Annotated in this window: 11 protein-coding genes; 1 reads left to right on the top strand and 10 read right to left on the bottom strand. The window is 68.8% G+C overall.

The genetic code is table 11. From position 1 onward, the window contains the following. Positions 1-419: 419 nt before the first annotated feature. Positions 420-1712, bottom strand: coding sequence for a tyrosine--tRNA ligase (tyrS, locus tag EV653_RS34385; RefSeq protein WP_134109233.1), 1293 nt, complete (start codon positions 1710-1712; stop codon positions 420-422). A gap of 61 nt (positions 1713-1773) precedes the next feature. Beyond that, positions 1774-2811 carry an App1 family protein gene (locus EV653_RS34380; RefSeq protein ID WP_134109231.1) on the bottom strand — a complete coding sequence of 346 codons (1038 nt, stop codon included), beginning with the start codon at positions 2809-2811 and terminating at the stop codon, positions 1774-1776. 109 nt (positions 2812-2920) lie between these two features. Here EV653_RS34380 and EV653_RS34375 point away from each other — a divergent pair, with 109 nt between their 5' ends. Beyond that, positions 2921-3868, top strand: a complete 948-nt coding sequence (locus tag EV653_RS34375) for an LLM class flavin-dependent oxidoreductase (RefSeq protein WP_238160626.1) — start codon at positions 2921-2923, stop codon at positions 3866-3868. Here the strand turns inward: EV653_RS34375 and EV653_RS34370 are convergent. The 8 genes from EV653_RS34370 to argC all read right to left on the bottom strand — a co-directional run bounded on the left by EV653_RS34370 (position 3865) and on the right by argC (position 12000). Continuing rightward, positions 3865-4542, bottom strand: coding sequence for a DNA-3-methyladenine glycosylase (locus EV653_RS34370; RefSeq protein WP_134109229.1), 678 nt, complete (start codon positions 4540-4542; stop codon positions 3865-3867). The two genes, EV653_RS34375 and EV653_RS34370, sit on opposite strands and share 4 nt — an antisense overlap. 272 nt (positions 4543-4814) lie before the next feature. Further along, positions 4815-6221 carry an argininosuccinate lyase gene (argH, locus tag EV653_RS34365; protein WP_134109227.1) on the bottom strand — a complete coding sequence of 469 codons (1407 nt, stop codon included), beginning with the start codon at positions 6219-6221 and terminating at the stop codon, positions 4815-4817. A 9-nt stretch (positions 6222-6230) separates the two neighbouring features. Then, the gene (locus EV653_RS34360) at positions 6231-6740 is read right to left on the bottom strand and encodes an arginine repressor (RefSeq protein WP_134109225.1); all 510 of its coding nucleotides are present in this window, start codon (positions 6738-6740) and stop codon (positions 6231-6233) included. Further along, entirely contained in the window at positions 6737-7699 is a 963-nt protein-coding gene (gene argF, locus EV653_RS34355) for an ornithine carbamoyltransferase (protein WP_134109223.1), read from the bottom strand. Before argF ends, EV653_RS34360 begins: the two co-directional genes overlap by 4 nt. Then, positions 7699-8898 (bottom strand): acetylornithine transaminase, encoded by a 1200-nt coding sequence (locus tag EV653_RS34350; RefSeq protein ID WP_134109221.1) that lies wholly within the window; start codon positions 8896-8898, stop codon positions 7699-7701. Before EV653_RS34350 ends, argF begins: the two co-directional genes overlap by 1 nt. Continuing rightward, complete coding sequence (gene argB, locus EV653_RS34345; RefSeq protein WP_134109219.1) at positions 8895-9773, bottom strand: acetylglutamate kinase; 879 nt, start codon at positions 9771-9773, stop codon at positions 8895-8897. Before argB ends, EV653_RS34350 begins: the two co-directional genes overlap by 4 nt. Beyond that, positions 9770-10972, bottom strand: a complete 1203-nt coding sequence (gene argJ / locus EV653_RS34340; protein ID WP_134109217.1) for a bifunctional glutamate N-acetyltransferase/amino-acid acetyltransferase ArgJ — start codon at positions 10970-10972, stop codon at positions 9770-9772. Before argJ ends, argB begins: the two co-directional genes overlap by 4 nt. Then, positions 10969-12000 carry an N-acetyl-gamma-glutamyl-phosphate reductase gene (gene argC / locus EV653_RS34335; RefSeq protein WP_134109215.1) on the bottom strand — a complete coding sequence of 344 codons (1032 nt, stop codon included), beginning with the start codon at positions 11998-12000 and terminating at the stop codon, positions 10969-10971. The genes argJ and argC overlap by 4 nt, the downstream gene beginning before the upstream one ends. Positions 12001-12023 lie beyond the last annotated feature (23 nt).

Genomic DNA, 12023 nt, shown 5'->3' with positions numbered 1-12023 from the left:
AGACAATCATCCGAAGCCCATGCACGGGGATAATGCATCTTTCGGCATTGACTTTCGGCACGCTGTTGAGTTCTCAAGAATCGGACGCACACCGCAGCTTGACCTTTCGGCCACGCTCCCGGGGCAACCTGCGCTACCTTACCGGACCAGATCCACCGAGTCAAGACCCGATTTTTCTGACCTTCCACCCGCATCCAAGCTACCGCCCCGGATCAGACAACCCGGTTCGGCTCAGCTAGCCTTGGGGGGTTCGGAGCGACCGGCCGCTTTCGCGTCCCGCGCCTCGCTCCAACAAGAAGAACATTACGTGGCCCGCAGGTGGCCGGTCAAATCGGTTCCCGGTGTGCTGAATCACAGGCTTGTAATTTGCCTTCGGCAAGCCACATGTGGGAGTGGAGACCACTCCCACACCCGACCTATCAGCCTTGGGCCGGCGACGCCAGAACCCCTGCAAATGAACGCTTCCCGCGCCGCAGCACCAGTACGCCGCCCGGCAGCAGGTCGTCCGTGCCAGGCACGTACTCCGCGTCCTTCACCTTCTCGTTGTTCAGGTACCCGCCGCCCTCGGCCACGGTCCGCCGTGCAGCCGACTTGCTGGCGACGAGTCCGGACTTCACCAGGAGGTCGCCGTACGTTGGCATCGGCTCGCCGGCGCCCAGCTCGACATGGGGTGCTTCTCGTAGTGCCGCGACCAGCGTGGAGCCGTCGAGCGACGCCAGCTCCCCCTGGCCAAACAACGCCCTCGAGGCCTCCTGCACGCGTCGCGTCTGCTCCTCGCCGTGCACGAGCGTGGTCACGTCTTCCGCGAGGACACGTTGCGCTTCGCGGGCCTGCGGACGCTCTGCGGTCGCCTGCTCGAGTGCCGCGATCTCCTCCGGAGTACGGAAGGTGTAGAACCGCACCAGCTGCATGACGTCTCGGTCGTCGGTGTTGAACCAGAACTGGTAGAAGGCGTACGGCGAGGTCAGCTCGCGGTCGAGCCACACCGTGCCCGACTCCGTCTTGCCGAACTTGGTCCCGTCGGCCTTGGTCACCAGCGGGGTGGCCAATGCATGCGCCTTCCCTCCCTCACTGCGGCGGATGAGCTCCACGCCGGCAGTCAGGTTCCCCCACTGGTCGCTACCGCCGGTCTGCAGTGTGCAGTTGTGGCGGCGGTAGAGCTCCAGGTAGTCCAGCGACTGCAGCAGGACGTAGCTGAACTCCGTGTAGCTGATCCCCTGCTCCAGCCGCGCCTTCACCACCTCGCGGCCGAGCATGCGGTTCACCGGGAAGTGCTTCCCGATGTCCCGCAGGAAGTCGAGGGTGTTGAGGTCCTTGGTCCAGTCGTAGTTGTTGACGATCCGGGCCGGGTTCGGCAGCGACTCGTCGAAGTCGACGAACTTCTCGACCTGGGCACGGACCTTCTCGACCCACTCCTGGACGACGTCCTTCGGGTTCAGCACCCGCTCCGACGTCTCCTTCGGATCACCGATCAACCCGGTGGCGCCGCCGACGAGCCCGATCGGGTTGTGGCCGGCCAACTGAAGTCGCCGTAGCGTCAGCAGCTGCAGCAGGTTCCCCATGTGCAGACTGGGCGCGGTGGGGTCGAAGCCGACATAGGAGGTGATCGGTCCCGCTGCCATCGAGGCCCGAAGGGCGTCCGGGTCAGTGGAGTGGGCAATCAGGCCACGGCTCTCCAGGTCATCCAGTACCTGGGTGCGGCGTTCGGTCACTTCGTCTCTCCTCGCGTACGTCGGTCACCTACTAGTGTCCTGTACTCGGGCGGACCGACGCTCAGGTGGGTTCCGGACGTGCCAGCACGTCACGCAGCTGCGGACGGAGCGCATGCCCGTCGGGCCCCTGCACCGTGACCGCGGTCGGGCGCTGCGGGTCGTGGGCGCCCGGATCTGGGTTCGGCACGGGCAGACCGTGTGACAGCACCTGCTCCGCCGGAGTCAGCTGGCGGATGCCGATGGCCAGGACATGATCCGGGTGCGACTGCGCGAAGTCGCCGTACAGCTGCGGGTCGTGCTGGCCGTCGTCACCGATCAGCACCCAGCGCACCTTGGGGAACTCGCGCGCCAGCCGGCGCAGTGCGGTCCGCTTGTGCTCCTGGCCGCTGCGGAACCAGCCTGTGTTGGTCGGCCCCCAGTCCGTCATCAGCAACGGCCCCGGCGGGTACCCGTGCCGCGCGAGGAAGCGGGTCAGCGTCGGCGCGGTGTTCCACGCTCCCGTCGACAGGTAGAACATCGGCGCACCGGGGTGGTCCGCCAGCAGCTCGTCGTACAGCCCGGCCATCCCTGGCACGACGCGGCGCGCCTGCTCGTCGCGGACGAACGTGTTCCACGCGGCGATCATCGGCCGCGGCAGCATCGTCAGGATGACCGTGTCGTCGATGTCGCTGACCAGGCCGAACGTCGCGTCGGGGTCCGGTACGAAGATCCGCGCCCGGGCCTGGCGTTCGCCGTGGACGCCGAGCATGATCTCGTGCCAGCCCGCCGGCAACACCTCCGGAACGGTCAGGTCGATGAACCCGCCGCGGTCGGTGACGGCGTCGTACGTCCGCCCGTTGATCGTGACCGAGACCAGCACCTTGGTCGCCGGCGCCGTGACGAAAACCCGCCAGCCGCGCACCACCTGGTCCTCGTCGTACCGCGGCTGGTTGCGCGGGTCCCGGCCGAGCACGACCCGCGCGAGCACGCGGACGAACTCCGTGTTGCCGTAGCCGACCTGCGGGATGATCCGCTCCTGCCAGCCACGACGCCGCAAGACGGCCTGCACCCCGACGTTGAACCAGTCCTCGAGACGGGACGCGTAGTGCGGACGGGCCATACCAGAAACCTACCCGGAGCATGGTCCCCTCGTCGTCCTCACTCGCGCGCGGCGGGAAGCTTTGACCCGCACTTCACGAACTGTCGGTGCGCTCTCCTACTGTCACCCCATGACCGGTCTCGGAATGTGCTTCCCGCGTACCTACCCAGCTGCCCTGGTCACCGACGTGGCCCGGCGTCTCGAGCAGGGTGGGGCTGACGAGCTGTGGATCATCGAGGACTGCTTCTTCACCGCCGGTCCGTCGCTGGTGTCGGCCGCGCTGACGTCGACCGAGCGGCTGACCGTCGGTCTCGGCATCGCGCCCGCAGTCGCGCGTACGGCGGCGGTGACGGCGATGGAGTTCGCGACACTCGAGGCCCTCGGGCCGGGGAGGTTCCTGCCGGGCATCGGGCACGGCGTGCAGTCGTGGATGGAGCAGATGGGCGTCCGGCCGAAGTCGCCGCTGACAACTCTCGAGGAAGTCACCACGACGGTCACCCGTCTGCTCGGCGGCGAAGAGGTCAGCTTCGAGGGCAAGGCGGTCTACCTGAAGGACGTGAAGCTGGACGCGCCGCCGGTTACTCCGCCGCCGATCCTGCTCGGGGTGATGGGCCCGAAGTCGATGGCGCTGGCCGGGCGGGTCGCGGGCGGCGTCGTGCTCGCGGAGCCCGCGACTCCGGCGTACGTGCGTCAGTCGGTGGAGTACGCCAGATCGCCTGACGGGTTCGTGGTCGCGGTCTTCGCGGCGATGTGCGTGCGGGAGGACCGCAAGACGGCGTACGAGTGGACTGCGCCGTGGCTGGGCTGGCGGATCGGTGACAACCACCCGGGCGTGACTGCGTTGCCGTTCTTCGACGACATGAAGAAGTTGTTCGACGACTCCGGTGTCGATGGGTTGGTGGGGATGCCGACGGACTGGTGGACGCAGATCGGCGCGATCGGGACGCTCGACGATGCCGCTGCGCATGTCGATGCGCTGGAGGCGGCCGGGGTGCATCACATCGGGCTGTTTCCGGACCCCGAGGTGGAGCACGGGCTTCCGCAGCTCGACTACGTGCTGGAGCTGGCGAGGCGTTAGGCCCGGCGCTTCGGGACGTGTGGGCGGTACGGCGAGACCGTCGGGTCGCCCGGGATCCAGAAGCGCCATGCGCGGTCGGCTGCCTCGCGGAGGCCGACGCGCGGACCGATGGACGGCTCGCCGTCGAAGCCGGGGCCTGGCAAGAGCTGGATCGGTGAGTCCTTGGCTAGCAGGTCGGTGCCGTTGCCCTCGCCTCTGATGCCGAGGGCAACACACAGGCGAGCAGGGCCTCGGGCGAGGTCCCGGTCCGGGTCGGCCTTCGGGCGCTTCACCACCGGACCTTGCCTGACGCCGGCCTGGTTGAACGCGACCTTCTCGACGGCTGGTTGGCCGCGGCGGGCGCGGGCCAGTTCGACGCCTTCGACGATCTCGCCGGCGCGCAAGAGGACGGCCGACGGTTTGCCGGGCGGGCCGACGACCACGTTCATGCAGAAGTGCATGCCGTAGGTGAAGTAGACGTACAGGAAGCCAGGCGGGCCGAACATGATCGCGTTGCGCGGGGTTTCGCCGCGGTAGGCGTGCGAGCCCGGGTCGTTGGGCCCGTCGTACGCCTCGACCTCGGTGAGCCGGGCGACGACGGTGCCCTCGTCGGTGGTGCTGCGCACCAGCATGCCGAGCAACTTCGGCGCCACCTCCAACACAGGACCATCGAGCAGAGACCGGCGCACAGGCATGCCCAGCACCCTAAATGACTCAAGACCATCCGAGGGGTTGACCCCTGAGATGGTCGGTTAGGCACCGAGATTCTCAGGGGTCAACCGACCAGGTCAGGGGTTGACCCCTCAGACGTACACCAGCGGATGGATGGTGCGCCGTGGGATGGGGCGGGGCGCGGGTGGGGTCGGGCGGGGCGCGGGCGCGGCGCGGGTGGGGTCGGTCGGGCGGGGGGTGGGGTCGGTCGGGCGGGGCGTGGGGTCGGTCGGGCGGGGAGCGGTCGGGCGGGGGGTTAGGTCAGGCGGGTGGTGTGTTGGGCGGCGCGGGTGCGGAGTTCGGTTAGTTGGGCTTCTACCCGGGGTTGGGCTGTGCCGCCTCGGGTGTTGCGGGAGTTCAGGGAGCCTTGGACGGTGAGGACCGAGCGGACGTCGGGGGTCAGGTGGGGGGAGATGGCGGCCAGGTCCTCGTCGGACAGGTCCCAGAGTTCGATGCCGCGTTTTTCGCAGGCCTGGACGCAGGCGCCGGCGAGTTCGTGGGCGACGCGGAACGGGACCTTCTGGCGGACGAGCCACTCGGCGATGTCGGTTGCCAGGGAGAAGCCCTGCGGTGCGAGCTCTTCGAGGCGGGCGGTGTTGAAGCGCAGCGTCCGGATCATCCCGGTGAACGCGGGCAGCAGGACCTCGAGTGTGTCGATCGAGTCGAAGACCGGCTCCTTGTCCTCCTGCAGGTCCCGGTTGTACGCGAGCGGCTGCGCCTTGAGCGTCGCCAGCAGACCGCTCAGGTTCCCGATCAGACGGCCCGCCTTGCCGCGGGCCAGCTCCGCGATGTCCGGGTTCTTCTTCTGCGGCATGATGCTCGACCCGGTCGAGAACGCGTCGTCCAGCTCGACGAAGCCGAACTCCTTCGTCGCCCAGATGATCACCTCTTCGGCCTGCCGGGACAGGTCGACCCCGATCTGTGCGGTGATGAACGCGAACTCCGCGACGAAGTCCCGCGACGAGGTCCCGTCGATCGAGTTCGCCGACGAGTTCGTGAAGCCCAGCTCGTGAGCGACAAAGACCGGATCCAGCCCCAGCGAGCTCCCGGCCAGAGCTCCCGAGCCGTACGGCGAATCCGCGGCAACCCGCGCGTCCCAATCTGCCAGCCGATCCAGGTCCCGGATCAGCGGCCAGGCGTGCGCGAGCAGATGGTGGGACAGCAACACCGGCTGCGCGTGCTGCAGGTGCGTCCGTCCGGGCATCGCAACGCCCAGGTGCTGAGCAGCCTGATCCGCCAGCGCGTTCACCTGCTCCAGCACGAGCCGGCCGATGATCCGCCCGTGCTCACGCAGGTAGCTCTTGAACAGCGTCGCAACCTGGTCGTTCCGCGAGCGCCCGGCCCGCAGTCGACCACCCAACTCAGCGCCGAGCCGATCGAGCAGACCGTGCTCGAGCGCAGTGTGCACATCTTCGTCAGCTTCGGCCGGGAGGAACTTCCCGGACAGGACGTCCTCGAGCAGCCCGTCCAGACCGGCCAGCATCGCGGCCAGATCCTCGTCGGTCAGCAGGCCCGCGCGATGCAGCACCTTGGCGTGCGCCTTCGATCCGGCGATGTCGTACGGCGCCAGCCGCCAATCGAACTGCGTCGACTTACTCAGCGCCGCCAACGCGTCTGCCGGTCCGCCGGCGAACCGGCCACCCCATAGTCCAGCTGTACTCAATGCAGTTCCTTACTTCGGTTCGCGTGCGGCAAGAGACAGGAAGCGGGCGGCGAGCGCCTCGCCGCCGACCGGGTTGCGGGATACGACCATGACGGTGTCGTCGCCGGCGATGGTGCCGAGTACGTCGTCCAGTCCCACGTGGTCGATCGCCGACGCGAAGTACTGGGCCGCACCCGGCGGGGTTCGCAGGATCACGAGGTTGGCGCTGCCCTCGGCCGATACCAGCAGCTCGGACGCCACCCTGGCCAGACGCGCCTCGAATGCGGCCGCCTCGCCGGCTCGCGGCGTACGGTCACCGCCTTCACCCGGTACGGCGTACACGAGCTGGCCGGTCGAATCGCGGACCTTCACCGCACCGATCTCGACCAGGTCGCGCGACAGCGTCGCCTGCCCGACAACCAGTCCGGACGCAGCGAGCAGATCAGCGAGCTCGGTCTGCGACCGCACCGGCTGCCGACCGAGCAGATCGACGATCCGTTGCTGACGCGCGGTCTTGGTAGTCGGTACGGCGATGCTCATGCCCCGAAACTCCTCGCAAGCAGCCACGACAGCAGCGCCTTCTGCGCGTGCAGCCGGTTCTCGGCCTCGTCCCAGACGACCGACTGCGGGCCGTCGATCACGGCCGCGTCGATCTCCTTGCCACGGTACGCGGGCAGGCAGTGCAGCACGATCGCATCCGGCTTCGCCTTGGACAGCAGTTGCTCCGTCACGGCGTACGGCACGAACGGCGCCTCACGCGAAGCCGCCTCGGCCTCCTGCCCCATCGACACCCAGGTGTCGGTGGCAAGCACATCCGCTCCGTCGGCCGCGGTGACCGCGTCCGCCGTCCAGGCCACCGATCCCCCAGTCGACGCGGCGATCTCGCCGGCGCGCGCCAGGATCGCGGGGTCCGGCTGGTACTCCGCAGGCGATCCCACGACGACGTGCATGCCCGCTGTCGCCCCGCCCAACAGGTACGAGTGGGCCATGTTGTTGGCACCGTCCCCGAGGTAGACCAGCTTCAGCCCGGCGGTCGAGCCTTTGTGCTGCCGCACGGTCTGCAGGTCGGCCAGGATCTGGCACGGGTGGAACTCGTCGGTCAGCGCGTTGATCACCGGCACCCGCGACGCCGCCGCCATCTCCTCGACGCGGCTCTGACCGAAAGTCCGCCAGACGATCGCCGCGACCTGCCGGTCCAGCACGCGGGCCGTGTCAGCGATCGGTTCGCCGCGGCCCATCTGCGACGTCTGCGCGTCGATGATCAGCGGTACGCCGCCGAGCTCGGAGATCCCGACAGCGAACGAGATCCGGGTCCGCGTCGAGGTCTTGTCGAAGATGACTGCGACCGTCTTCGGGCCGCTCAACGGCTTGTGCCCGTGCCGGTCCCCCGCCAACTGCGCGGCCAGCGTGAGTACTTCGTCCTGCTCGACCGGCGACAGGTCGTCGTCCCGCAGGAAGTGCCGAACGGTGGACTCGGTCCGCTCGCCCCTCGCAGCCATCAGACCTCCACCTTGTCGAGCAGCCCGGGAAGGGCCGCGACGAAACTGTCCGCATCAGCCTTGCTCAGGATGTACGGCGGCGCCAGCCGCAACGCGTTCGGGATCGGATTGTTGATCACGAAACCGGCCTCCAGCGCCAGCGCCGCCACCTGGTCCGACACGGGCTCGGTCAACTCGATCGCGAGCAACATCCCGCGCCCGCGGACACCCGCGATCATCGGGTGGTCGAGGGCGATGATCGACGACGCGAGGTGGTTGCCCACGGCATTCACCTGCGCGAGCAGGCCGTCCCGCTCGATCACGGTCAGCACCGCGAGGCCCGCGATCGACGCGACCGGGTTGCCGCCGAACGTCGTACCGTGGTTGCCGGGCTGCAGTAGGTCCGCGGCCGCGCCGAGACCGATGCAGGCGCCGATCGGGATTCCGGCGCCGAGGCCCTTCGCCACCGTCACGATGTCCGGCGTGATGCCCTCGGGCTCGAAAGCGAACCACGTCCCGGTCCGCCCGATCCCGGTCTGGATCTCGTCGAGCCACAGCAGCGCGCCGTGCTCGGACGTGATGCTCCGCGCGGCCCGCAGATACCCGGCCGGCGGTACGACGACGCCGTTCTCGCCCTGGATCGGCTCGAGGACAACAGCAGCCGTCTCGTCGTCGACCGCTGCGGCCAGTGCTTCCGCATCGCCGTACGGGACGAACTCCACGTCGCCGGGCAGTGGCGCGAACGCTTCGCGGTACGCCGGTTTCCAGGTGATCGCGAGCGCGCCCATGGACCGCCCGTGGAACGCGCCGACTGTCGAGACGATCTTGGTCCGGCCAGTCCGCCGGGTCATCTTGAACGCGGCCTCGTTCGCCTCGGTGCCCGAGTTGGTGAAGAACACCTTGCCCGGGGCATCGAAGAGACCGAGCAGTTTCTCGGCCAGCGCGATCTGCGGTGCGGAGGCGAAGAAGTTCGAGACGTGGCCGAGGGTGGCGAGCTGCGACGTCACCGCGGACACCACGAACGGATGCGCGTGACCGAGACAGTTCACCGCGAGGCCGCCGAGCAGGTCGAGGTACTTGTTGCCGTCGGCATCCCACAGGTACGCGCCCTCGCCGCGCACCAGCACGCGCTTCGGCGCACCGAAGGTGTTCATCAGCGCACTGCTGTAGCGCTCGGTGAGCGCAGCCTGCGTGCCGTCGACGGTCAGCAGTTCGGTCATGACGGGATCACCTGGGTTCCACTTCCGGCGTCGGTGAAGATCTCGAGGAGCAGCGAGTGCGGGACGCGGCCGTCGATCACGGTGGCACGGGAGACGCCCGACTGGACCGCGCGCAGGCAGGCTTCCATCTTCGGCACCATGCCCGACGCCAGTGACGGCAGCAACTCGGCCAGCTCGGCCGCGTCGATCTGCGTGATGATCTCGTCGCTGTCCGGCCAGTTCCGGTAGAGCCCGGCGACATCGGTCAGTACGACGAGCTTCTCGGCGCCGAGCGCGACCGCGAGCGCGGCGGCCGCGGTATCGGCGTTGACGTTGTGCGCCTGGCCGTCCTCGTCCGGCGCGATCGTCGACACCACCGGGATCCGGCCGGCATCGATCAGGTCGACCACCGCCTCCGGACGTACTTCGACCACGTCGCCGACCAGCCCGATGTCGACATGCTCGCCGTCCACCAACGCCGTACGACGCTCCGCGGTGAACAGGCCCGCGTCCTCGCCGGACATGCCAACCGCGAACGGACCGTGCGCGTTCAGTAGACCGACCAGCTCGCGGCCGACCTTGCCGACGAGGACCATGCCGACGACGTCCATCGCCTCCGGCGTGGTGACTCGCAGGCCGCCGCGGAACTCGCTGTCGATACCGAGCCGGCCGAGCATGTCGCTGATCTGCGGTCCGCCGCCGTGGACGACGACGACGCGCACCCCGGCGTACCGGAGAAAGACGATGTCGGATGCGAACGCCTGCTTGAGCTTGTCGTCGACCATTGCGTTGCCGCCGTACTTCACGACGACGGTCTTGCCGTGGAACTCCTTGAGCCAGGGCAGGGCTTCGGTCAGTACGGCGGCCTTCTCGACCGCGTCTGCGTGACTGTTCACGAGGAGTAGGCCGAGTTCTCTTCGACGTAGGCGTGGGACAGGTCGGTGGTCAACACGGTCGCGGACGCCGGGCCGGCGTGCAGATCGATCAGTACGTCGATCTCCAGGCCGCTGAGGTCCGCCTCGGAGCGATCGACACCCTTGCCACCGGCAACACAAATGGCGGCGCCGTTCAGCGTGATGTCGAGCAACGACGGATCGAAGGCGGTAGGTGCATTGCCGACGGCCATCGCGATCCGGCCCCAGTTCGGGTCGGAGGCGAAGAACGCGGTCTTGCAGAGGTTGTCCTCGGCAACGACCTTGGCGGCGGCCAGCGCCTCGGCCTCGGTCGCGGCGCCCTGGACGGTGATGCTGACGTGCTTGGTGACGCCCTCGGCATCGGCCTGCAACTGCTTCACCAGGTCAGCAGCCAGCACGGTCAACGCCGCCTCGAACGCCTCGGGCGTGACGGTCACACCGGATGCGCCCGAGCTGAGCAGGAGCACCGTGTCGTTGGTCGACGTTCCCCCGTCGACGTCGAGCCGGTTGAACGTCTTGGCGACCGCGTTGCGCAGCGCGTGGTCGAGATGCGGCTGGTCGAGGACGGCGTCGGTGGTGATCACGCTCAGCATCGTCGCCATGTTCGGCGCGCACATCCCGGCGCCCTTCGCGAACCCGCCGATGCTCCAGCCGTCCGGGTGCCGCAGCGCGCCCAGCTTCGGCACGTTGTCGGTCGTCATCACGGCGGTCGCGGCGGACAGGTCGTGGCCGGTCGTCGCACCGAGGGCACCGACCGCGGTCTCGATCCCGGGGATCAGCTGGTCCATCGGGAGGCGTTCGCCGATCAGGCCGGTCGAACAGACGCCTATCTCGGCGGCCCCGACGCCCAGAACGGAAGCCAGCTTCTCCGCGGTCTTGTGCGTGTCCTGGAAACCTTCCGGTCCGGTGCACGCGTTCGCGCCGCCGGAGTTCAGTACGACGGCCTTGAGCTTCCCGGCGGTCAGGACCTGCTGGGACCAGAGCACCGGCGCGGCCTTCACCTTGTTCGTGGTGAAGACGCCGGCGGCGACGTCGTACGGACCGTCGTTCACGACGACGGTGAGGTCCGGCGTACCGGCTGGTTTGATCCCGGCGATCACCCCGGCCGCGCGGAAGCCGGCCGGCGCGGTGACCCCGGCGCTCCGATCGACTTGGGTGGCTGGGGTAACTGCAACGGTCACGGTGCGACTCCTACGAGGGGCAGGGCCAGGGCTTCGTCGAGCCCGATGGCCAGGTTCATGCACTGCACGGCTCCGCCGGCGGTGCCCTTGGTGAGGTTGTCCATCGCGGCCACGATGACGGCGCGGCCGGTGCGCTGGTCGAGGGCTACTTGCAACTGCACGGTGTTCGCGCCGAGGGTGGCCTGCGTCTGCGGCCACTGTCCCTCGGGCAGCAGGTGGATGAACGGCTCGTTGCGGTAGGCATCTTCATAGGCCTGCCGGAGCGCGGCCAGATCGGTGCCGTCGGCAATCGGTGCGCTGCAGGTGGCGAGGATGCCGCGGGCCATCGGGACGAGCACCGGCGTGAACGACACGCTGACCGGCTGCTCGGCGTACGGCGTGAGGTTCTGCTCGATCTCCGGCGTATGACGGTGCACGCCGCCGACGCCGTACGCCGACGCGGAGCCCATCACCTCGGCGCCGAGCAGATGCGTCTTCGGGGCCTTGCCCGCGCCCGACGTACCGCTGACGGCGACCACGACCAGTTGGGTGGGGTCGACGAGGCCGTGCTGTACGGCGGGGAGCAGGGCGAGGGTGGAGACGGTGGGGTAACAACCCGGTACGGCGACCCGGTTCGACCCGCGGAGCTTGTCCCGCTGTCCGGGGAGCTCCGGGAGCCCGTACGGCCACGAGCCGGCGTGCTCGCCGCCGTAGAACTCGACCCACACCTCGGCCTCGGTCAGCCGGAAGTCCGCGCCGCAGTCGATCACGGTGACGTCCTCGCCGAGCTGCTCGGCGATTCCGGCGGACTGTCCGTGCGGCAGGGCCAGGAACACCACGTCGTGACCGGCGAGATTCTCCGCCGTGGTCTCGACCAGGATGCGCCCGGCCAGCGGCACGAGGTGCGGGTGGTGCACTCCGAGCGCCGTACCGGCGTTCCCGCCGGCGGTCAGGGCGCCGATCTCCACCTCGGGGTGACTGCTCAGCAACCGGAGCAGCTCACCCCCGGCGTACCCACTGGCCCCGGCCACCGCCACCTTCACACTCATATGAATGAGTATGCCACGAACCG

This window comes from Kribbella pratensis (assembly GCF_004365355.1).
Classification (GTDB): domain Bacteria; phylum Actinomycetota; class Actinomycetes; order Propionibacteriales; family Kribbellaceae; genus Kribbella.
The sequence above is the reverse complement of the archived record's forward strand: the minus strand, read 5'-3'. Positions and strand labels throughout refer to the sequence as shown.